The sequence below is a fragment of the Paraburkholderia dipogonis genome, from assembly GCF_042680985.1.
Classification (GTDB): domain Bacteria; phylum Pseudomonadota; class Gammaproteobacteria; order Burkholderiales; family Burkholderiaceae; genus Paraburkholderia; species Paraburkholderia phytofirmans.
This window is the reverse complement of sequence record NZ_JBHUFR010000026.1, coordinates 191,400-212,500: the sequence shown is the minus strand read 5'-3', so window position 1 is coordinate 212,500 and position 21,101 is coordinate 191,400. Positions and strand designations below refer to the sequence as shown.

18 protein-coding genes are annotated in these 21,101 nt (G+C 65.5%); 10 read left to right on the top strand and 8 right to left on the bottom strand.

Features of this window, described 5'->3' with window-relative positions:
* The first annotated feature begins 6 nt into the window (after window positions 1–6).
* From ACFSNN_RS30770 to ACFSNN_RS30760, 3 genes are all read left to right on the top strand, one after another.
* On the top strand, window positions 7–882 hold the full coding sequence (locus ACFSNN_RS30770; protein ID WP_134465612.1) for a LysR family transcriptional regulator: 876 nt from the start codon (window positions 7–9) through the stop codon (window positions 880–882).
* A gap of 167 nt (window positions 883–1,049) precedes the next feature.
* A complete protein-coding gene (locus ACFSNN_RS30765) occupies window positions 1,050–1,649 on the top strand; it encodes a hypothetical protein (RefSeq protein WP_134464283.1) in 600 nt (199 codons plus the stop codon).
* A gap of 148 nt (window positions 1,650–1,797) precedes the next feature.
* The gene (locus tag ACFSNN_RS30760) at window positions 1,798–3,150 is read left to right on the top strand and encodes a DUF2325 domain-containing protein (protein ID WP_134464281.1); all 1,353 of its coding nucleotides are present in this window, start codon (window positions 1,798–1,800) and stop codon (window positions 3,148–3,150) included.
* A 25-nt stretch (window positions 3,151–3,175) separates the two neighbouring features.
* Here ACFSNN_RS30760 and ACFSNN_RS30755 read toward each other — a convergent pair whose 3' ends face one another.
* The 3 genes from ACFSNN_RS30755 to ACFSNN_RS30745 form a co-directional block, all read right to left on the bottom strand.
* Window positions 3,176–3,577, bottom strand: coding sequence for a winged helix-turn-helix domain-containing protein (locus ACFSNN_RS30755; protein ID WP_208949585.1), 402 nt, complete (start codon window positions 3,575–3,577; stop codon window positions 3,176–3,178).
* Window positions 3,578–3,629: 52 nt separating this feature from the next.
* A complete protein-coding gene (locus ACFSNN_RS30750) occupies window positions 3,630–4,175 on the bottom strand; it encodes a nitrogen fixation protein NifQ (protein WP_134465610.1) in 546 nt (181 codons plus the stop codon).
* Window positions 4,176–4,348: 173 nt separating this feature from the next.
* Window positions 4,349–4,837, bottom strand: coding sequence for a molybdopterin-dependent oxidoreductase (locus ACFSNN_RS30745; RefSeq protein ID WP_134464279.1), 489 nt, complete (start codon window positions 4,835–4,837; stop codon window positions 4,349–4,351).
* Window positions 4,838–4,858: 21 nt separating this feature from the next.
* Here ACFSNN_RS30745 and ACFSNN_RS30740 point away from each other — a divergent pair, with 21 nt between their 5' ends.
* The 3 genes from ACFSNN_RS30740 (at window position 4,859) to ACFSNN_RS30730 (ending at window position 7,953) form a co-directional block, all read left to right on the top strand.
* Complete coding sequence (locus tag ACFSNN_RS30740) at window positions 4,859–5,125, top strand: hypothetical protein (protein WP_134464277.1); 267 nt, start codon at window positions 4,859–4,861, stop codon at window positions 5,123–5,125.
* 78 nt (window positions 5,126–5,203) lie between these two features.
* On the top strand, window positions 5,204–6,094 hold the full coding sequence (locus tag ACFSNN_RS30735; protein WP_134464275.1) for an extracellular solute-binding protein: 891 nt from the start codon (window positions 5,204–5,206) through the stop codon (window positions 6,092–6,094).
* Between the two features lie 5 nt (window positions 6,095–6,099).
* Window positions 6,100–7,953: an ABC transporter ATP-binding protein/permease gene (locus ACFSNN_RS30730; RefSeq protein WP_134464273.1), complete on the top strand. Its 1,854-nt coding sequence runs from the start codon at window positions 6,100–6,102 to the stop codon at window positions 7,951–7,953.
* Here the strand turns inward: ACFSNN_RS30730 and ACFSNN_RS30725 are convergent.
* The 4 genes from ACFSNN_RS30725 to ACFSNN_RS30710 form a co-directional block, all read right to left on the bottom strand.
* Complete coding sequence (locus tag ACFSNN_RS30725; protein ID WP_134464271.1) at window positions 7,950–9,377, bottom strand: nicotinate phosphoribosyltransferase; 1,428 nt, start codon at window positions 9,375–9,377, stop codon at window positions 7,950–7,952. The genes ACFSNN_RS30730 and ACFSNN_RS30725 overlap by 4 nt on opposite strands.
* A gap of 83 nt (window positions 9,378–9,460) precedes the next feature.
* Entirely contained in the window at window positions 9,461–10,072 is a 612-nt protein-coding gene (locus ACFSNN_RS30720) for a methyltransferase family protein (RefSeq protein WP_244323084.1), read from the bottom strand.
* A gap of 290 nt (window positions 10,073–10,362) precedes the next feature.
* Window positions 10,363–11,565 (bottom strand): AAA family ATPase, encoded by a 1,203-nt coding sequence (locus ACFSNN_RS30715; RefSeq protein ID WP_134464267.1) that lies wholly within the window; start codon window positions 11,563–11,565, stop codon window positions 10,363–10,365.
* 67 nt (window positions 11,566–11,632) lie between these two features.
* Window positions 11,633–11,920 carry a hypothetical protein gene (locus tag ACFSNN_RS30710; RefSeq protein ID WP_134464265.1) on the bottom strand — a complete coding sequence of 96 codons (288 nt, stop codon included), beginning with the start codon at window positions 11,918–11,920 and terminating at the stop codon, window positions 11,633–11,635.
* 1,342 nt (window positions 11,921–13,262) lie between these two features.
* Between ACFSNN_RS30710 and ACFSNN_RS30705 the strand changes: the two genes are divergently transcribed.
* The 4 genes from ACFSNN_RS30705 to ACFSNN_RS30690 all read left to right on the top strand — a co-directional run bounded on the left by ACFSNN_RS30705 (window position 13,263) and on the right by ACFSNN_RS30690 (window position 20,186).
* A complete protein-coding gene (locus ACFSNN_RS30705) occupies window positions 13,263–14,699 on the top strand; it encodes a sigma-54-dependent transcriptional regulator (RefSeq protein ID WP_134464263.1) in 1,437 nt (478 codons plus the stop codon).
* 223 nt (window positions 14,700–14,922) lie between these two features.
* Window positions 14,923–16,674 carry an MFS transporter gene (locus tag ACFSNN_RS30700; RefSeq protein ID WP_134464261.1) on the top strand — a complete coding sequence of 584 codons (1,752 nt, stop codon included), beginning with the start codon at window positions 14,923–14,925 and terminating at the stop codon, window positions 16,672–16,674.
* 140 nt (window positions 16,675–16,814) lie between these two features.
* Window positions 16,815–17,165, top strand: coding sequence for an NIPSNAP family protein (locus tag ACFSNN_RS30695; RefSeq protein WP_134464259.1), 351 nt, complete (start codon window positions 16,815–16,817; stop codon window positions 17,163–17,165).
* A gap of 351 nt (window positions 17,166–17,516) precedes the next feature.
* A complete protein-coding gene (locus tag ACFSNN_RS30690; RefSeq protein ID WP_134464257.1) occupies window positions 17,517–20,186 on the top strand; it encodes a mechanosensitive ion channel family protein in 2,670 nt (889 codons plus the stop codon).
* Here ACFSNN_RS30690 and ACFSNN_RS30685 read toward each other — a convergent pair.
* Window positions 20,125–20,976 (bottom strand): alpha/beta fold hydrolase, encoded by an 852-nt coding sequence (locus ACFSNN_RS30685; protein ID WP_134464255.1) that lies wholly within the window; start codon window positions 20,974–20,976, stop codon window positions 20,125–20,127. The genes ACFSNN_RS30690 and ACFSNN_RS30685 overlap by 62 nt on opposite strands.
* Between the last annotated feature and the right edge of the window lie 125 nt (window positions 20,977–21,101).

Genomic DNA, 21,101 nt, shown 5'->3' with positions numbered 1-21,101 from the left:
AAAACCATGCGGCAACTCGAACTCCGTCACATCCACGCCTTCGTTTGCGTCGCGAAACAGCTTCATTTCTCGCGCGCCGCGGACGAACTCGGGATCGCCGCGCCGTCGCTGACCAAGCTGATCCAGGAGGCGGAACGGCTGCTCGGCGTGCGGCTGTTTCATCGCACCAAGCGCTCGGTGGCGCTGAGCGCGGCGGGCAGCGCCTATCTCGCCGAAGCGCTGGCCGCGCTCGATCACCTCGCGCGCGGCGAGGAGCGCGCCGTGCTGGCCGAGCGTGGCGAACTTGGGCGCGTCGAAGTCGGTTATGTGGCGTCGGCGGCGTATGCGGGCGTGCTGCAGCGCGACGTCGGCGGATTTCGCGGCACGCATCCGGGCGTCGATATCTCGATCCGCGAGGTGCCGATGGACAACATTGCCGCCATGCTCCGCGACGGCCTCCTCGACGCCGCCTACGTGCGCCCGCCGATGCTGCTCGCCGACGGCATTCAGGCCACGACCGTGCATCGCGACCAGTTCGTGCTCGCGCTGCCGGCCGACTCCGCGCTGGCGGCCTCGGCGAGCGTCAAACCGGCGCAACTGCGCGACCAGTGCTTCGTGCTGCCGGAACAGGAAGCCGGCACCTTCGAAGTCGCGCGCCGCGGACGCTTCTCCGCCCGCCTCGGACCGCGCCCCGGCACGCTCGCCTCGGTGCTGGCCTGCGTGTCGCTGGGCGGCTACGTCGCCGTCGTGCCGCATACGCTGGCTGACTGCATCGCGTTGCCGGGCGTGGTGTACCGCGACATCGCCGGGCCATCCATCGCGTCGGAGATCGCGATTGCCTTCCGCAAGTACGAGCGGGCCCCGGCCGTCAAGGCGTTTCTCGACTTTGCGAGGCGCAAATGACAGCGGTCTGACGGCGGCGCGAAGGGCCGGAAACGGCTCCTGTTCAACACGCGGGTCGCGTTTCGTTATATCCTGCCGAATATCACGGTAGGCTTCGTGGTGCGTGGCGATGCGTCTTTTGGTGCCTTCGCGAACCGCGCCCGATGAAGCCTAAGGAGCCAGCAGCAGTGCGCAGCCGATCCATTTCATCCGCCCCGGCAGAACGTCTCGGACGCTTGCCGACCGAGCTTTCGTCGACCATCGTCGCGGTGAAGTCGGCGTCCGAGCGCGGCCGCGCCGAATCGATCCGCGATGTCGTCGACGCCTACCGGCGTCTCTACGGCAGCGTGCAGCGGTTCGTGCTGATGCTGACCGACGACCAGTTGAATTTCGCCTCGGTCGGCACGTCCGGCTCGCACTCGCTGAACCAGTTGCTGTCGATCCTCGCCGAGCGGGCGAGAGCCGCAGGGTTCGCACGTCTGCGCGACCTGAAAGCGGCGATCGAAGAAGCGCGCTGCGCCGAACAACTGCGCGACGCGATCTTTTCCGACACGTTCAGCAATGACCTGGCCGCGCTGCGCAAGGTGGTCGCGGAACTCGAAGGGCTCGACGCGGCGTTCGTGGGCCTGTGCGTCGGGCATGTGCTCGAAACGCACGCACGCGTGGCGAGCGAGACGAACGCGGTGGCCGGCCAGCGCGCCGCCACTGTTCGAAGCCCGGCGGGCGGCACGGCGCCCCAGCGCAAAGCGCGCGTCGCCGAGCCCGCCCTCGCCCCTTCCAACGACTGATTCGCGACAACCGCAGATGAACGTTCGCTCTCGTCCACCGCTATATCTCTCCGAATACATCGACGACCGCGCTCGCGCGGCGAACGTGCGCCATGCGCTTAACCGACACGTTCAACCCGCCTGACACCGAACCGGATTCGAGATTCCCATGCACACGCCCCCGTTCCGTCTCGCCCAGCCCATGCGTCTGAAACTGTCCGGCGACGAGCTTGCCGGCACCGGCCTGCACGCCGCCGACGCGTGCTGCGCGCCCGCCAAAGTATCGTTCTCGAACACCAAACGGCGCGCGCGTCTCGCCGAACTCGATAGCCATCTGCATTGCTCGATCATCGGCACGTGTCTGAGCACGCATGAATTGCGCAAGCTGGTGCCCAAATTCAAGGGACTCGACCGCCACGACGCGAGCGATCTCGAGATTCATCACGCGGCGGTCGAACTCGCGATCGAAGGCGGCGCGGCCGCCAAGGCGCTGCACAAACTGCTCGACGAACACTATGCGGGCGCGATCCGCCGCTTCGACAAAGCCGCCGACGATGGCGCCCTGCTCAAGCTCTGGGACGAAGCGCTGAAGAGCGGCGACATCCCGCCCGCCTACTGGGCCTTGATGACGCATCCGTTCGCGACCATGCCCGTGCGCCAGAAAGCGTTCGGCGAATTGCACATGCTGTCGCATCTGGTGGGCGCGGCCAATCGCGCGGACATTCGCCGCCTGGTCGCGCTGGAAGAGGAAAACGCCGCACTGAAAGAAAAGATCGAGCGTCAGCAAAGCCGCTTGCACGAACTCAGCGTGCAACGCGACGCGTCGATCGCCGCGCTCAACGAACAGATTGCCCAGCTCACGGCGCAGACAACCCGCCAGATCCCAGCCGACGCAGCCCGCCTCGAAGCCGAAGCGCAACGGCTGCGCGACAAACTAGCCGACGCCGATCAGCGCGTCGCTCTGCACACGAGCCGCCGCGAGGCCGCGGAACAGCGCGCGCTGCAGGAACAGGAGGCGGCACTCGCGCTACGCCGGAGCCACGATCAGATGCTGACGCTGCTCAAGCTGGTGCAAAGCGAATGCGACGCCCTCGAACGCGCGACATTGGATGCAGCCGACGCGGCGAGCGCAACCGGCACGCACCGCGCGAGCCTCGACAGCGTGCAAGGCAAACGGATCGTGTACGTGGGCGGCAGGCCGGGCTCGAACGCCGCGCTCAAACGGCTGGTGGAAGCCGCGGGCGGCGAACTCATCGTGCACGACGGCGGCGTGGAAGATCGCAAGGGCCTGCTTGCCGCGGCGTTGCCGGGCGCGGATGTCGTCGTGTTTCCGGTCGACTGCATCGCCCACGATTCGATGAATACGCTCAAGCGCGTCTGCGAGCGCCATCAGATCGGTTATTACCCGCTGCGCACGGCGAGCATGGCGAGCTTCGTCGAATTGATGGGCCGCCTGCATCCGGAGAATCTTGCGCAATTGGGCAATCCGCCGCCGTCGGCATTCTGCCTGCGGCACGGCTAAGCGCGCTCTTTAGGAACGGGGCGGATCAGGCGCGGATCAGCCTGGTCAATTCGGCGATCTGTTTCGCGCAACTGCGCTGCGCCTCGACTTCGACGTCGCGGTAAAGGCGAATGATGGTTTCGCCCACCGGCGTGAGCGTGCAGCCGCCGCCGCTCTGACCGCCCTGCTCCGAATGCGTGGCAGGCGACTTGAGCGAACGGTTCAGTTCGTCGATCAGCAGCCACGCGCGGCGGTACGACATATCGAGGCTGCGCGCCGCCGCCGAGATAGAGCCGAATTCGCGCACGGCTTCGAGCAGTTCGACTTTGCCCGGCCCGAGCGCGACCGCGTCTCCGCTACGGATGCGCATTCTGAAGCGCACTTCGGGGCGCGTCTTCGCGGCTTTTTTTGCCGCGTGCGCGGGTGTGGTTTTGGGGGTGTCAGCCATGCGCGAAAGCATACACGAACCGTCTCGCGCTGCCATCCTGGCCGAATGGCCGTCACGGTACTCGTTGAAGCGCTGGGTAGCAGTGCGCGTAGTCTTCGCAGCCTGGACAACCTGGCGCCGGGCCGGGTTCCAGACCCAATGACAGCGCGCGCTGTTCAGCGAGGAATTTCTTCCATCGCAAGTTAGCGGTGTTCAATGCGACGAGTGTGGGGAAATAACGCGTCAGCATCCATGTGACTTCGTCTCGGCCGGCGAGACCGAGATCGCGCCACAGATGATCCGGGCGCAAGCAGGCATGAGCGATGATCGCCGCGAGACACTGCGCGTCGTCCCCATGGACCGTGGCGCTTGCGTGCGTAAGCAACAGCGCGTGGAGCGTGCGGACAAATTCAGCGTGTTCGCTTGAAGTAACGACGAACGGCAGCGCGGCAGGAATGGCGCCGCGCGCAAAGTGCCGCGCCAGCAGTGCGCGCCACTCCGTTTGTTTGAGTCCGAGCAGCGCGAGTTCGTCGCGCGCGTCGCGCTCCGCGATCAGTTTGGCGAAGAGTTGCGTATCGGGCGACGCGGGGTTGGCTGCCGCGTTCAACCAATAGGCCATGTGCGCTGAGGTTTGCACGTCCCGCGGCAACGACAGCGCCCACAGCGGCGCGCCCGCGTCCGATGCGGCAATACCCGTAGCGCGTGCAAGCGGATCGTCAGACATGGACATGGCGGCAATGCAGTGTGAACCAGCGGATCATGTTACGCCTGCCGGCCGCGTCTCGCGTCCGCTTACATCAACGGTCCCAACACATGCGCCTCGATCCGCGCGAGCCGTTTGACATGACGCGGCGCAGGCAGGATGTCCGAACCTGAAAACAGAATCGGCGCGCCGTCTTCAGCGTCGAGCGCGCGGCCGCCGCATTCATAGGCGACCATCACGTTCTCGCCGATCGGCGTGTTGAAGAGTTCGTGCCACGAAAACGTCACGACATAGCCGTCGTGCCCGACCGCGACAAACACCGTGCGCTTGAATTCGCCCGGCACGCTATCCGGCAGGCCGGCTTCCTTGATGAGCGTCATCAGGCGCACGCCGCGGTACGGTTCGACGCTGCGGATAAAGCGGTTGGTCGTATAGCAACGCAGATCGAACGGCGTCGCTGTCATGCTTTCGTAGCGTCTGAGGTCGTCCAGGCTGAATGAAAGCGGCCGCTGGAATCGTCCGCTCAGGACGAGCGCGCAGTCGACGGCGGGCGGGTTGATCACATTCACACTATCCATTTCCGATTATCTCCAGCATGCGTGCCTGAACGGCCTGTTCGCACGTTATATCTATGCGTATATTACGATGCAACCGCGGCTCGCGCACAAAACTGCGCCGATACGCACTATATCGCCGGACATATTGGACGAATCGGCCATGCGGACGGCACGATCAGCCTGCTTGCAAACGATTTTCAGGACGCCCGCGACGTGGCCGTGGACACGCCACGCGGCAAGCTCAACGCAATCGACCGCGCCGCCAGCGCGAGCGGCACCAGCTACGTGCGCAGCTTCCCACTCAACTGAAGCGCAGCGACGTCGTCACACAAGACAGCGCGATGACGTCGTAATATAGCGCTCTTAATAACGTATCGGGGTTATCGCATGATTCGCAAGCTGCTCGCTTCTCTCGTCGCTCCTGTAATGGTCGTTGCCGGCATCGTGACGGCCGTGCCCGCGTTCGCACAGGACAATACGGTCAACGTGCTGTACGCCGGCTCGCTCGTCAATCTGATGGAGCGCAGCATCGGCCCGGCATTCGAGAAAGCCACCGGCCAGCATTTCCGCGGCTACGCGGCCGGCTCGAACAAGATCGCCAACGAAATCAAGGGCAAGCTGCGCCGCGGCGACGTGTTCATCAGCGCAAGCCCCAAGGTGAATGACAGCCTGACGGGCGCGGCGAACGGCGATCACGTCACGTGGTACGTGAATTTCGCCGAATCGCCGTTGATGATCGGCTACAACCCGCAGAGCAAATTCGCCCCGCAGTTCAAGAGCAAGCGCTGGGACCAGGTGCTGCAGGAACCGGGCATCCGCATCGGCCGCACCGATCCGAAGCTCGACCCGAAGGGCGCGTTTACCGTCGAGATGGTGACCAAGGCGGCTGAGCTCTACCATCAGCCGGACCTCGTGGAAAAAACGCTCGGCGCCGCGGAAAACCCCGAACAGGTGTTACCCGAGGAAACGCTGGTGGGCCGTCTGCAATCCGGCCAGCTCGACGCCGGCTTTTTCTATTCCACCGAAACGTCCGACCTGAAGATTCCGGCGATCCGCCCCGCGCCCGAATTGCAGGCCAAGGCCAGCTACACGCTGACCATTCTCAGCGACGCGCCGAATCGTGAAGGCGCGAGCAGCTTCGTCGACTTCCTGTTGAGCACGCAAGGCCGCGCGTTGCTCAAGCAACATGGCGTGGACGTCGTCAAACCGACGGTGAAGGGCAACGTGCAAGCCATGCCGCCTTCGGTGCAAGCCGTGATCGACGCCGCCGCGCAATAAGCGCGATGAATCGTACCGCGGCGCGTCCGCTGCTGTGCCTGGCGGCGCTGCTGGCCGTCTATCTGTGCGCTCCGTTTGTCGCGAGCGTGCCGCAGCTCGGCGCGGCGGACTGGGCGAATGTCGACTGGCGCGCGACGTGGTCGGCGGTCGGTGTCTCCGCCGCGAGCGCGAGCGTCGCCTCGCTCGCGATCCTGCTGGGCGGCGTCCCGCTCGGTTATTTCCTGGCGCGTTCGCAGTCGCGCAAAGTCGCGCTGCTCGGCTTTGTCGTGCAACTGCCGCTGGCGCTGCCGCCGCTCACCAGCGGCGTGCTGCTGCTGTTTCTGCTCGGCCCGTATAGCTGGATCGGCCGCTTCACCAACGGCGTGCTGACGGATTCGTTCGCCGGCATCGTGCTCGCGGAAGTCTTCGTCGCCGCACCCTTTCTGATCATTGCCGCCAAGTCCGCGTTTACCGCCGTCGATCCGGTGCTCGACGACGTCGCCGCGACGCTCGGCCATCACGCCGGGAGCCGCTTTTTCCGCGTCATGCTGCCGGTCGCGTGGCCGGCGATTCGCGCGGGACTCGCGCTCGCGTGGCTGCGCGCATTCGGCGAATTCGGCGCGACCGTGATGGTCGCCTATCACCCGTATTCGTTGCCGGTCTATACGTACGTCGTATTCGGCGGCCAGGGGCTGCCGGCGATGATGCCCCTGCTGCTGCCGACACTCGCCATCGCGATCGTCTGCGCGGCGCTGTCGATCTACAGCATTCGACAAAAAACCGCGCTCGAGCAGACCGAAAACGGCGACGACGCGCTCGAACCCGGCGCGAATCTGACGGCTTCGAGTGGCAGCGAAACAGCGGGCCTGCGCCTCGCTTTCCATCTGCAACGACAACTGGGCGCATTCGATCTCGACCTCGCATGGACGCCGGCCACGCGGCGTCTCGCGATCATCGGGCCGTCGGGCTCGGGCAAGTCGCTGGCGCTGCGTCTGATCGCGGGACTCGAATCCAACGCGACGAGCAGCGTGACGCTCGGCGCGACGCCGTTGAATACTTTGCCGCCCGAGCGCCGGCAGATCGGTTATATGCCGCAAGACTACGGCCTGTTTCCGCACATGACGGTTGCGCAGCAACTGGCCTTTCCCGTCGATGCCGATCCGGCGAGCGCGCGTTACTGGCTCGATCATCTGGGCCTCGCGCAACTGGTCGCGCGACTGCCGCATCAACTATCGTTCGGCCAGCGGCAGCGCGTCGCGCTTGCCCGTGCGCTGACACGGCATAGCGAACTGCTGCTGTTCGACGAGCCCTTCGCCGCGCTGGACACGCCGCGGCGGCGCCGCTTGCAGCAGTCGCTGCGCGCGTTGCAACGTGAGATCGCCGCGGTCACGATCATCGTCACGCATGATCCGGATGAAGCCGCGTTTCTGGCTGATGAAGTCCTGGTGGCCGAACAGGGCCGCGTGTTGCAAGCGGGGTTTATCGACGCCGTGTTCGAACGCCCGGCGTCGATGCGCGTGGCCGGTCTGCTCGGCTTGCATAACGTCGGCGAAGGCGTGATGAACGCGTCGGGCCAGGTCGAGATCGCGCCAGGCTTCGTGATCGGAACCGGCGACAGTGGGCTCGATCTGCGCGCCGGCGAACGCGTCATGTGGCGTGTATCGTCGCATGCGATTGTTGTCGAGCTGGACGGCACGCACGCCGGTGTGGTCGACGCAGTCGAACTACGGCGCGGCGAGCGCTATGTCCGCGTGAATATCGCCGGTGTCCGCTTCGACATTGCCAATGAAGATAACCGCTTGCGCGAAGGCGCACCGTGCCGGATCGATATCCGCGCTTCGGGCGTGGCGGTCTGGCCGGCGAGCAAGGCGGCGCATTAGCCTTCGTGCGCGTGAGCGCGGCTCCTGATTTCAGCAAGCGACATATCGACCAGCAGCTTGCCGGAATCGAACACTGTCACCAACGCTTCTTCCCAATCGCCTTCTACCTCAACGGGCAGCGTCGTCGTTCGATACTCGCCCGTGCGGCGATTCTTCAGCAGTGTCAGTCGCCCTTTCATTGAGCGCTTTCCCGCGTCCGTGACCGGATCTTTGAGCACATCGCGCCACTCGTCGCCTAACCGGATCGCCGAACACTTCATCGCGAAGCGCTGCGTGTCGCGGTTGATCTGCTGCAACAGTGCGCCGCCCATGCCGAACACGATGTTGTCCGCGGCGAAACCGGCTTCATCTATGGCGGCGAGAATTGCTTCGATCGAATCGGGATTGACGCCGTCGCCCTGGATCACGCGCACGTTGTTGAGCACGCGCCGCCCTTTGCCGTTCACCACCGATCCGAACGACGCCTCCAATGCCCGCAGCGTTTGCAGCACGATGGTTTGCGGATCGCCTGAGTCGGGCCGGATCACCAGCGTGCCGCCGGAGTCGAGCACCGCCTGCTTCAACTCCGTGCCCCAGGCGTTCAGCGCGGCGAACAGATCGTAGGAGTCGGATACCACCGACACGATCGCGCCCGGCTTGCCGAAGCGCGCGATCATGTTGCGAAACGCGTCGGTTTCGCGCTCGCGGCCCCACGAGGTGATCGTGCTGTGCTCCGCCGCCGGCACCGAAAACGCCGCCATCGTCTCGTTGTAGTAATGGTTCGCCGCGACCACGCCGAGCACGGTATCCGAGCCCATGAAGCTGACGAGATGCGCCGCGCCGCCGATCGCCGCCGACTCCGCGCTCGACACGCCACGCGCGCCGAAGTCGTGCAGCTTGAACGGCAATTGCGCGAGGTCGTCGCTGCTCTTCAGCAGATAGCCGCGAATCGTCCCGCGCAGATGCCAGCTTTGTGTCGCGACCGTAATCGGATACCACACGCGCAGCAACATGGTCTCCAGATACGACGCCAGCCAGAACACCTGCGGGTCGTCGCATTCTACGGTGACGAGCACGTTGTGCGTCGGCACGACCGAGCCTTCCTGCACCGCGCAGATGCGCACCGGCAGATAACCGCCGTGATGTTCGACGACGTAGCGCCAGCCCGCTTCGTTGAACGGCTCGCCATGCGCCGTGAAAAACGCCCTGGCCTGCTCGATCATGGCCGGCGTGATCGGACGGCAGAGGTATTCCTTGATCAGCATCTGCAGGCCGAAGAACAGCGTGCGGTCGTAGCGCCCGCCACGTGATTCGATGTATGAAAACATCGCCGACGCTTCGGGCGGATATTGCAGGTAGTGCGACGCCTTGTACGAATCCGTGTTGAGAATCGGATTGGACAGGATCGACGCGATATCGTTGAAACCGCTGGACTCGTTTTGCATGGGGCAATGCCGCGCTCAAGGGCGCGCTGAAAAGTAAGCAGACGGACCGCGCATCCAGGCGGCCACAACAACACGATACACCGTCAAAACACGCCGGGAATCACGCGAAATCGCACCTTGCTTCGATAGGCGCGATAGCGCTCGTCATCGGACAACAGCTTTTCTTCGCGCAAGATGCGTCCCACCTGCAAGGCGAACTGGCATCCATACACGATCATGTTCTGAATCCCGAAGTTCACCAGCAAAAAACCGATGTCCATCACGAAGTAGCCGAGATACATGGGATGACGCACGAAGCGGTACGCGCCGCGAGACACCACGCCGCGATTGGCCGGCAAGATACCGAACGACCTGCGCAACGAGGCCTTGGCGAACAACTCCCAGAAAATGCCGAACACCTGCAGCGCCGCGCCGGCCATTTCGGGAACCAGTTGCACGCCGGGTGCGAGCCGCACCGCCAGAAAATAGAACGTGCCGCCTACCGCGCAGATGAAAGCGAACGGCGTCCAGTCGCGCCGCACCGGCACGCGCGCAAATAGCGACAAGCCTAGCGTGACGAACGCACCCACCACCAGCAGCAACAACGTGATGCGATCCGGCTCTTGCTGCCAGCGCTTGATCGCCGCATAGGCGAAGAGACTGAACATGAGCGCGGCGGCGCAACGCGCGAGCACTTCCACCGAAGCCGCGCGCATGCCGCTCGCCGTGATAGCGCGCGGCTGCGCGTCGACGCGATCCGTCACACTGCCCGTTTCACCGCTCTTGTTTTTCGCAGGACAATGCTCGCCATGACGCTCCGGCGGCGGAGTGGTCCATGTCATTGCAGACTCGTTTCGATATGCGAATTATTATTCGAGCCGGCTACGCCACGGGCTGCCGGCCTCCCAGTGCCGCAGCGTAGCAGCGGCACGGGTCCGCTGTCCAGATCAGGACATGGACGTGCGGATTCGCTTTCAACGAGTCTATCCCGCTTGACTGGATGGGTTCAATGCCCTGGCTTGAGCTGCGGCGGCACGTTCGGCCGCGACGCGAACAGCCGGCCGAGCACGCCTTTGCGGCGCTCGGCGCTGCACGGCCACAGCATGTCCGCCAGCAGGCTGATGCCTTGCGCAAGCGTGCTGTCTCGCGCCGACGTCACCAGCGGCACCCCGCGGCTGAGCGCGTCGTTGGCCTGCTTGTCGTCGTGCGGAAGCTGATGCGCCACCTTCGCGCCAAGCGTCTGTTCGAGCTTCGACAGGTTGATCTGGGCGTTCTTGTCGTAGTGATTCACCACCACCCGCACCTTGCTGGCCGGATAGCCCAGTTCCCTGAAAATATCGAGCATGCGGCGCCCGCCGTGCAGGTAGAGCAGGTTCTGACGCACGACCATGCAGATCGCGTCGCTGCGATCGAGCGCGTGGATCGTCATCGGATTCAGGCTCTGCCCCACGTCGATCAGCACCGCGTCATAGCGCTCGCGCGCGAGCGCGAGAATGCGCTCCAACTGCGTGGGCAGCAGTTCGGCGGCCTTGAGCGGATCGCCCGCGCCCGCCAGCACATCGAGATTTGCGTGGACGTGCATCACGCATGATTCGAGTAGTGCGGCGTCGAGGCGCTCCGCCTGGGAGCAGAGATCGGCAAGCGTGGTGGGCGGCGGTTTGTCGGCCATGAGCAGACTGGCGTCGCCGAATTGCTGGCTCAGGTCGATCAGCAGCACACGCCGGTTGCTCAGCGCGGCAAGTGAATACGCGAGATTCACGGCGATCAGCGTGGTGCCGCTGCCGCCCTTGCTCGAAGCCAGCGAGACCACGCGGCCCGTGCGGCGGCTGGTGGCGTTTTTCCGCGCGTCGGCCTGGATGAGAATGGTGGTGATCTCGTCGGCGTCGGACGGCCACGACAGCACGTGCCGCACGCCGACGCGCATCGCCACGCCCAGCAAAGCGGTGGACGGCGCCGCTGTCATCAGCACGCAATGCAGGGCCGGCGTGCAGGCCAGCGCTTCCTCGACGCCGTCCAGATCGCGCGTGCCCAGATCGGCGTCGTCGACGATCAGCATATCGGCGCTCCGAATCGCACGGTCGTGCGCCCGCACTTGCCGGGCAGTGCCGTGAGCGGTGCGCAACCGGTAAGCCACGCCGCTTGCTTCGAGGCGAGCGACGATTTGCGGCGCACGCTCCGTGCTGGATGAAATCAGGAAGATGTCGATCATGTCGGCTCTCCGCCGGTCTGACGCCGTTCGGTTGGCGAGGCCACCTCGATAGCGGTCGATGTTCTTTTTATTCGTCGGCATCGGACGGGTCAACGTCCGCACCGCGTTCGTAGTTTCGTTCCCGCGACACCGGCATTTCATACACCGAGTCGCGCAGCGCCTCGCGCTGAAGTTCCGCTTGCGCCCGGCGCTTGATCGCCTCGGCGATCACCAGCGTCGTCAGATCGACCGGCGGCGTGGCGAACAACGCACGCGGCGCGGCGTTATGCCGTTGATATGAGACGCCCACTGAACGAGTCGTGGTTTGACGATCCGACCGTGCTGTGCCGGCCGGTTTGGTGATCTGTCTGGTCATGACAACCCCCGTAAAGATGTGCTTCTTCTACTGCCCTGTCCAGGTGAGCCGTGTCCGCAACTTCGCGGACACGGCGCCCGGTCCACCTCGTAACCCCGCCTCTCTATGGAGGCTCCGGCCATTTCTCCCCGCTTCATCACGCCCGGCTGATCCTCGACCGCGCGCTGCCCCGTCGCTGTTCTTTTGCTGTTTTCTTGTTGTTATGCGTACCGTTCGCTCGCAACTCCGCTGGCGCGGTACGTGTTGTTATTGCCATCCCCTTCACATCCGCCGGACCAGACGGAAAAAGTGGCGAGGTCAACCTTTACATCGTCCGGTCGCAATGACCGGTACGTTGTACCGATCATTGCGCCGTTCTTTTTTATGACATCTGTTTTTCAGTGGCCCCGCCGCACCCTCGTAGAACATTGGCTTCCCCGGCCGCGCCTACGAAGTTTCTTGCCGCCGGTCCCTTGTTATTCTGGCTTCCCTGAACCCTGGACCGGGCGACACCAGCTTTCGCTGTGCAGAGCATATTGCAACGGCTATGCCATGCACCCTCAAACCCTTATGGCGCCGCGATCGTCGCGGCGCCATAAGGGTTGGGGCCTGCTTCGCAGCACGCGTTGATTCGAATTCGACACGTATTCGCGCGCCCGGCGATGCGCCGCGGCAAGATATTCGCGGTGGTCCGCATGCCGGGCAGGCCGCACGCTCCATGCGTGGCCGGGAGTTGAGTCGCATCCCGGCTGAATAGGCCGACGCTTCGGAACCCTACCTGGTGGCATCCATACGTATGCCCAATGTGTCGCAAGCGTGAGACAAGGCAAATCTGGACCTACAGTTCCGTTTGACATTTGCCGTAAAACGAATTGAGGCGCTATGTGTGATGCCACGCATAGCAGGACTTGACCGACCATTTTTGACTCGCAAGGACATCGGCGTAACGTAAAAAACGTTTCTGAATCCACACTTGTTTGTATGGCGCTCGAAAGCGGTTTCGCTTATCGTTAAGCCCATGCGCCAATAAGAGCGCCTGTATCAGGCCAACGAGGTTAGAAACGGTTTGAGTGATTCGGGGAAAAGATCGCGTGACGGTTACAACGGTGAACACTGTTTCCGTCATTCGTCCGATATGTAGCACCTCGCGGTTCGCGCCGCCTGCTCCATGCCCCCGAGATTGCCGCTACCGTGAATCGTGACCGCCGGGCTGGGAGGAGCAGAACCCCAAAGCGGTGGATCAATCCATGTCCGGGCTCGCGCAAGCGGACCGGCTGGCTCCGTTGGCCGGAAGCCGGCATGTTGCCGGTCTGTCGAGTTCGTCGCAGAACAGTCCTGAGAGCTGCATCAAACCGGGGGTAACATGAATACGACTTGCACGCCTGTCGACACGGAACGCACCGTTCTGTATGTGTCGAATTCGCCGGATCAGAAACTCGCCGCTTTTCTGGCGGCTTCTGGCTGGCAAGCGGTGCATGCCAAAAGCACGGCCGTCGCCGAGCGTATGCTCGAGCGCGGCAACATCAAGGTCGGCCTGGTCGAACTGCCTGGCGAATGCACGTCCCAACATCTTTCCGCGCTGGCGTCCTGCATGCGGCGCGTCGAAACCAACTGGGTCGCCCAGATCGCGCCGGGGCAGGCGGAAAACGAACTGGTCAGCCGCTTTATCCTCGACTACTGCTTCGACTTCGTGACCCGGCCGTGGCTCAACGAGCGGCTCGTGTTCGCGCTCGGCCATGCGCATGGCCTGTCGAGCCTGCGGCATGTGGAAGTCGCGCCGGAGCCTTCAGCCGGCCGGCACGGCATGGTCGGGCAATGCGAGGCGATGCAGCAGTTGTACCGGCGCATCGACAAATGCGGCGTGACCGACGCGCCGGTATTCGTCGCGGGTGAATCCGGCACGGGTAAGGAACTGACCGCCAAGGCGATTCACGAACGCTCGCCGCGCGCCGGCCGCCCCTTCGTCGCGATCAATTGCGCGGCCATTCCGCCGAGCCTGCTGCAAGCCGAACTGTTCGGCCATGAACGCGGCGCGTTTACCGGCGCGCTCCAGCGCAAGATCGGCCGGATCGAGAGCGCGCACGAGGGCACGCTGTTTCTCGATGAAATCGGCGATATGCCGCATGAATGCCAGGCGGTCCTGTTGCGCTTCCTGCAGGAAGGCACGATCGAACGGCTGGGCGGCAACGGCCCGATCAACGTCGATGCGCGGGTGATTTCGGCGACTCACGTCGATCTGGACAAGGCGGTCGAAGACGGGCGCTTCCGCTCCGACCTGTATCACCGCCTATGCGTACTGCGTCTGGTAGAGCCGCCGTTGCGCGAGCGCGGCGGCGACATCAAGCTGCTCGCCAACTATGCACTGAGCATGTACAAACAGGACGGCGCGCGCAAACTGCGCGGCCTGTCGAGCGACGCGATCGTCGCCATGTCGAACTATCCGTGGCCGGGCAACGTGCGCGAGCTGATCAATTGCGTGCGCCGCGCCGTGGTGATGAGCGAGGGCCGCTTTATCACGGCCAGCGATCTGGGCCTGCCGGAAGCCGACAACGGGCCGGCCGTGACGCTCGCCGAAATCCGCAGCAAGGCCGAGAAAGACGCGATCGAACACGCTCTGCAGCGGCATGGCTACAAGTTGTCCGAAGCGGCGGCCGAACTCGGCATTTCGCGGGCCACGCTGTATCGGCTGATGCATGCCAACCGGCTGCATCAGGAGCCGGCGAGCGGGCGCGCTTCCAGCACGGCCGGCGGTGCGGATGCCGATGGCGAGGCGGAGCGGCGGGCGCCTTCGCTGGTGTGAGCGGATAAGTTCGGCGTCGGTTTTCGCGTTGCCTGTTTGCGGGTCCGGTCCGGACCTCGCCGGCTGGAAGTCGAGGGCCGCGCACGCCGCCACTCCACGCGCACCATGGCGCGCAATGACGTGACTCGATGCGTCAGCGGCGTCGCCCGCACCCCTCGCGCCTTTCGCCGACGCCCCGGCATTGCTATGCTGAAGGCCGTTCATCCATCCTCCGGGAGCGGACTTGGCCGACCCGCACGCACCGGCGCTCGAGCGCCCTTCCTCGTCCGTCCTGCCCGCTCAGGCCAGCCCGTGCGACGCGCTCGTCATCCGCGCGCAGCCTCTCAGTCTCGTCCACCCGTGCCGGCGTAAAAAACTCGCGCTGGCCGCGACCATCCTCGGTTCGAGCATGGCCTTCATCGACGGCTCCGTGGTCAATGTCGCCTTGCCGTCCATCCAGAGCGAACTGGGCGCGAGCGTGGCGGCGATCCAGTGGGTCGTCGACGCCTATCTGCTGTTTCTCGGCGCGCTGGTGCTGGTGGGCGGCTCGCTCGGCGACACGCTCGGCCGGCGCACGGTGTTCATCACGGGAATCGGGCTGTTCACGCTGGCCTCGATCGGCTGCGGCCTCGCGCCGGGCGCCGCCGCCCTGATCGCGGCGCGCGCTGTGCAAGGCGTGGGCGCGGCGCTGCTGGTGCCGAGCAGCCTGTCGATCATCGGCGCGGTGTTCGACGACAAGGAGCGCGGCCAGGCAATCGGCACCTGGGCCGGCGTCGGCGCGATCACCTCGGCGCTCGGGCCGGTCGCGGGCGGCTGGCTCGTCGATGCGTTTTCGTGGCGAGCCATCTTCTTCCTGAACGTGCCGATTGCGTGCGCGACGGTCGCGCTGGCGGTCATGGCCGTGCCGGATAGCCGGCAGGACGATGAGGGAAATTCGTCCGCGTTTGCCGGCGGCACCACCGGACACGCGGCGGGCGGCCTCGACTGGCAGGGTGCCGCCACGGCCACCGCCGGACTCGCAGCCCTGACGTACGGCCTGACCCTAGCCTCGGCGCGCGGCTTCGGCGACCGCTGGGTGCTGGCATCGGTCTTCGGCGGCTTGCTGGTGCTGATCGCCTTCGTCGCGCTCGAAGCGAGAACCCGCAATCCGATGATGCCGCTCGACGTGTTCCGCTCACGCGACTTCGTCGGCGCCAATCTCGTCACGCTGCTGCTCTACTTCGGCCTGGGCGGCGCGCTGTTCTTCCTGCCGTTCACGCTCATCCGCGCTTATGGTTACAGCGCGACGCAGGCGGGCGCGGCGTTGCTGCCGGTGCCGGTGACCATCGGCCTGCTGTCGCGCTTCACCGGCGGCCTGACGAGCCGCTACGGCGCGCGGGCCTTGCTGACGGCGGGGCCGGTGGTCGCCGCGGCCGGCTTCGCGATGCTCGCGCTGCCATGGGTCCGCGGCGGCTACTGGCGCGGCTTTCTGCCCGCGCTGACCGTGCTCGGGCTCGGCATGACCGTCACCGTCGCGCCGCTGACGACGACCGTGATGACCTCGGTGTCAGCCGCGCGCACGGGGGTCGCTTCGGGCATCAACAACGCGGTGGCGCGGGTGGCGAGCCTGCTGGCGATCGCGGTGCTGGGCATCGTGTTCGTCTGGTCGCACGACGCGGCACTCCGTGCGCGGCTCGATGCGCTGCATGTGCCGCAGGCAGCGCGCGACGCAGCGAGCCTAGCGCAGGTCGGCACGGACGCGGGCGCGGCGTCGCCGGCTACCGGAACCGGTGCGCCGGAAGGGAAAGCGGGCGCGGCGGATCTGACTGCGGCGCACCCCAAAACCGACGCGGCCCACCCAAACGTGGATGCGGCGCGAGCGCAGGCCGAGGTGGCGCGGGCACAAGCCGACGCCCTCGGCGCGGCATTGCGCGCGGTGGCGCTGGTGTCGGCGTTGTGCGCGCTGGCCGGTGCGGCGCTGGCGTTTTCGACGATTCGCTCGCAACGGCCGCTTTAGATGCGCGGCGCCTGAATTACGCCTCGCGCACGGTCACCATCCATAGTTCAGACCGCGCTGAAACATCGCTGCCCGGCGCGCTTCATACTGCAGTCACGGTGCTTCACACCACGACCTTCGACTCAACCGGGAGCTTGCACATGGCGATTACCTGCTTCATCCGCTATCAGATCGATCCGTTCCAGCGCGATGCCTTCGACGAATACGCCCGCAACTGGGGCCGCATTATTCCGCGCTGCGGCGGCCATCTGATCGGCTATTTCCTGCCGCACGAGGGGACTAACGACATTGCGTGGGGCTTGATCGCGTTCGACAGTCTCGCGGCCTATGAAGCGTATCGGGCGAGACTGCGCGCAGATGCCGAGGCTCGCGACAATTTCAAGCTGGCTCAAACGAAGCGCTTCATTCTGCGCGAGGAGCGCACCTTCACCGAAGTCGTGGAAGGCACCTTGGGTGTGCCGCCGGTGCGCAGGGCGGCGGCGACGGAGTGATGGCGCGGCGGTGGGTGTAACGGCGGCAAGGGCGTTTGCGCGGGCGGAGCGGGTTTCGGTGCGATTGTGATTGCAGAGACGTCTGCAGTCGCGCCAGCACTCGCGCAGGCAAGATGAGCGGGAATTCCGGCGCGTCCCGCTCAGCATGGGACAATGCGGTTCTTTTCGACAGGCAGGTTTTTTGCTACCGCAAGATGCCGCCGCACGGGGCTTGCCGGCTTTCCGTTGCCTCGTGCCAAGGCCGCCCAAGGAACTTGTGCGACACGACGCGAGTCGGTTCATGGTCACGCCGCCGAACCGGTCCGTATGTGTCGGCACAGCCTTCCGCATCTGTCCCCCGCTTTACACCCTATGCGCAAACTATTCCCAATCTGGCTTTTCCTCCTCCTCGCTTTCATCGCCGCGCCGGTTTTCGCCGCCGCAGCGCCGGCCGCGTCCGCATCGTCGGCTTCCGGCGTCGGCGTCACGCTGACACCCGAGCAGGCCCGCCAGGCGCTCGCCGTCCTCAATGATCCCAAGCGGCGCGCGCAAGTCGCCGACACGCTGCAGGCTATCGCCGCCGCCGGCGCGCTGAGCGCGCCGCCCGCTTCCGCGCCTGCGGCCACCTCATCGCCCGCCGCGGCAAGCGGCGCCGCCGCGCTCGTGCCGGCGGCGTTCAAGTCGAACGGCCTAGCCTCGCAACTGGCCCGTCAGGGCGCGCACTGGGCCGTCCACCTCGGTACGTCGTTGCGCAGTTCGGTCGCCGCGTTGCTCGACGTCGCCTCGGTCCGCGCCTGGTGGAACTGGCAATCGACCAACCCGCAAGCGCGCGCCGTGCTCGGTCATGTCGCCTGGTCGCTGCTGGCCGCGCTGATTCCCGCGCTCGTGCTCGAATGGCTCGCGCGCCGCCTGCTGCGCCGCGCCTACCGGGCGCTGGCCGCGCGCCGCGAACTGGAAGAGGAAGACGACACCGCGGGCGCCGACCTGCCCGTGGACGTCGCGCCCCAACCCGCCGACGCGCCGAACGCCGCGCCGCCCCTGCCCGTTTCGCCGGCTTCGCCGGTAAGCGCGGCGCAGGCACAAGCCGAAGCCGTGCCGGCAGGCACCTCGGCTGCCACGAAGGCCAACGGCAAGCTCACCGAAGCCAAAGGCAAGCAGAACGCCAAACACCACTGGACGCTCCTGCGCCGCCTGCCGCGCGCGCTCCTGACGATGGTGCTGCGGCTATTGCCACTGGTGGTGTTCGTCGGCGCGGCAAGCGCGCTCATGTCGATCTTCACCGACGACGGCACGCCGCAAGACCGCGCGCTCGATTCGCTGGTCGATATCTACGTGCTGTGCCGCGTGATCGTGATCGTCAGCGGTTTCTTCCTGCAGCCGGCCGCGCCGCGTTTGCGCCTGCTGCGCATGAGCGATGCGTGGGCCGTTTTCATGCAGCGCTGGGTGGTGCGGATCGTCAGCGTGGTGGGCGCGGGTTCCGCGGTCGCGGAGATCGCGCAGTCGCTCGGCCTGAACGACGCGGCGCATCTCGCCTTGATGAAAGTGGTCGCGCTCGCTGGCCACGTCCTGATTTCGATTCTGCTGCTGCAATGCGCGAACCCGGTCGGCGAACTGATCCGTAAGCGCGTCGCCGAGCGCAAATCGCTGGAGATCGCCGGCAATGTCTTCGCCGAGGTCTGGGCGTGGGCCGCGGTGTTCGTCGTGATGGCGCTGTGGTTCGTCTGGGCACTCGACGTGCAGAACGGCTATCACACGCTGCTGCACCTCGGCGGCATTTCGCTGGCGGTGCTGGTGGGCGCGCGGGTCGTGTCGATCGTGGTGTTCGGAGCGCTGGCCCGGCTCTTCAATGTGCAGGACGACGCAACGAAGTCGCTCGTGCATCTGCATGCGTACCGCTATTACCCGCTGCTGCGCCGTGTGGTGGCGTGGGTGATCGGCGTCGTGACCGCGCTCGCGCTGCTGCAGGTGTGGGGCGTGCACGTGATCGACCTGTTCCGTACGGGCACGATCGGGCACCGGCTCGCATCGGCGATCATCACGATCGGCGTGGCCGCCGTGATCGCGCTGCTGGTGTGGGAAGGCGTCAACGTCTCCGTCGAACAGCGGCTCGACCGCTGGACCGCCAGCGGCGACCTCGTGCGCGCCGCGCGCTTGCGCACCCTGCTGCCGATGCTGCGCAGCGCGCTCTTTTGCGCGATCGCGCTAGTGGTGGTGCTGACCGGTTTGAGCGAACTCGGCGTGAACATCGGGCCGCTGCTGGCGGGCGCGAGTATTTTCGGCGTGGCGCTCGGTTTCGGCTCGCAAAAACTGGTGCAGGATTTCATCACCGGCATTTTCCTGTTGATGGAGAACGCGATGCAGGTCGGCGACTGGGTCACGCTCGCGGGCGTGTCCGGCACCGTCGAATATCTGTCGATCCGCACCGTGCGGCTGCGCGGCGGCGACGGCTCGCTCTACACCGTGCCGTTCAGTTCGGTGTCGACGGTGAACAACACGAATCGCGGCATCGGCAACGCGGCGGTGAAGGTCAACATCGTGTTCGGCCAGGATGTTGACCTCGCCATCGACACCTTGAAGGAAATCGGCGCCGCCTTGCGCGAGGACGACAAGTTCAAGGACGGCATTCTGTCGGACTTCAGCTTCTGGGGTGTCGATGCGCTCGACGGCTCCGCCATCACGCTGGCCGGCCAGATTCAGTGCCGCGACAGCGCGCGCTGGGGCGTGCAGCGCGAATTCAACCGGCGCATCCTGTTCCAGTTCCAGGAGCGCGGCATCGAGATCGCGAACCCGCAGCGCAATCTGTTGACGTGGGATCCGGACAGCGCGCCGGCCAGGATCGAAGCGGATGACGTGCACAAGGACGCACCGGGGTCATCAACCACAACGCAGAACGAACCGCCCGCCTCCGCGCCGTCCACCGATGCCGCCGATGCTCACACCCAGGCCGACGCGCCGGTGAAAGACCAGTTGCCCGTCGATCCTAAGCCGGCTGGCGGCCCAGGAACGCCAGCAAATCCTGGTTCAACCTCTCCACATGAGTGAAGTAAAAGCCGTGACCGGCGCCTTCGTAGACATGCAGCGACGCACCGGGTATCAGCGCGGCGGTGGGCCGCCCGGTCAGTTCGAGCGGCGCCGACGCATCGCGGTCGCCATGCAGGACCAGCGACGGCACCTCGATCCGCGCCAGTTCCGCGCGGAAATCGGTGATGGTCTGCACGCGGGCCAGTTCGAGCATCGCTTGATGCGAGGTTTGCAGCATCATGCGGATCGTCCAGTCCATCGGCGCGCGCGACACGCCGGGCCCGAAATACGGCGCCGCGTTCGCCTCGATCCAGTCGGGAAACGAGCGGCTCAGCGCGAGGCGGCCCTGCTCGAACAAAGCGGCGTCGATGCCGTTCGGGTTGTCCTCGGTCTTCAGCAGATACGGCGTGGCGGCGGGCGCAACGAACGCGACCCGGGCGACGCGCGCCGAACCGTAACGCGTCAGGTAACGCACCGCTTCTCCGCTCGCAATCGAATGCGCGATCAGCGTGACGCCGCTCAGATCGAGCGCGCTCAACACGCTTTCCAGATCGGCGGCGAGCGTGTCGAAGTCGTAGCCGCGGCCCGGATCGCTCGAACGGCCATGCCCGCGCCGGTCGTACGCGATGCAGCGGCAATCGAGGCGCGACAGCGGTTCCATCTGGTACGCCCACATGTCGGAATTGAGCGTCCAGCCTGAGAGAAACACGAGCGGCGTGCCCTGCCCCCAGTCGCGGTAGAAAAGGCGTGTGTTGTCGGCGGTGCGGATGGTGTTCGGTTCGTCGGCGAGATACGGGGCGGTGGCGTTCATGGAAGTCTCCTTTGTCGGCCAGAGTTGGCGCTGTAGCGCTGACTCTGGTCCCGTGCAGCATCGTTGCGGCCTCAAGCGGGAATCGTGATGCCGTGCCGCCACTGTGCCGGGCGGCGGTAGGCAGG

Coding starts and splice junctions, on each gene's coding strand:
- ACFSNN_RS30770 (WP_134465612.1), top strand. CDS start 7: ATGCGGCAACTCGAACTCCGTCACATCCACGCCTTCGTTTGCGTCGCG.
- ACFSNN_RS30760 (WP_134464281.1), top strand. CDS start 1,798: ATGCACACGCCCCCGTTCCGTCTCGCCCAGCCCATGCGTCTGAAACTG.
- ACFSNN_RS30755 (WP_208949585.1), bottom strand. CDS start 3,577: ATGGCTGACACCCCCAAAACCACACCCGCGCACGCGGCAAAAAAAGCC.
- ACFSNN_RS30750 (WP_134465610.1), bottom strand. CDS start 4,175: ATGGCCTATTGGTTGAACGCGGCAGCCAACCCCGCGTCGCCCGATACG.
- ACFSNN_RS30745 (WP_134464279.1), bottom strand. CDS start 4,837: ATGGATAGTGTGAATGTGATCAACCCGCCCGCCGTCGACTGCGCGCTC.
- ACFSNN_RS30735 (WP_134464275.1), top strand. CDS start 5,204: ATGATTCGCAAGCTGCTCGCTTCTCTCGTCGCTCCTGTAATGGTCGTT.
- ACFSNN_RS30730 (WP_134464273.1), top strand. CDS start 6,100: ATGAATCGTACCGCGGCGCGTCCGCTGCTGTGCCTGGCGGCGCTGCTG.
- ACFSNN_RS30725 (WP_134464271.1), bottom strand. CDS start 9,377: ATGCAAAACGAGTCCAGCGGTTTCAACGATATCGCGTCGATCCTGTCC.
- ACFSNN_RS30720 (WP_244323084.1), bottom strand. CDS start 10,072: ATGCGCGCGGCTTCGGTGGAAGTGCTCGCGCGTTGCGCCGCCGCGCTC.
- ACFSNN_RS30715 (WP_134464267.1), bottom strand. CDS start 11,565: ATGATCGACATCTTCCTGATTTCATCCAGCACGGAGCGTGCGCCGCAA.
- ACFSNN_RS30710 (WP_134464265.1), bottom strand. CDS start 11,920: ATGACCAGACAGATCACCAAACCGGCCGGCACAGCACGGTCGGATCGT.
- ACFSNN_RS30705 (WP_134464263.1), top strand. CDS start 13,263: ATGAATACGACTTGCACGCCTGTCGACACGGAACGCACCGTTCTGTAT.
- ACFSNN_RS30695 (WP_134464259.1), top strand. CDS start 16,815: ATGGCGATTACCTGCTTCATCCGCTATCAGATCGATCCGTTCCAGCGC.
- ACFSNN_RS30690 (WP_134464257.1), top strand. CDS start 17,517: ATGCGCAAACTATTCCCAATCTGGCTTTTCCTCCTCCTCGCTTTCATC.
- ACFSNN_RS30685 (WP_134464255.1), bottom strand. CDS start 20,976: ATGAACGCCACCGCCCCGTATCTCGCCGACGAACCGAACACCATCCGC.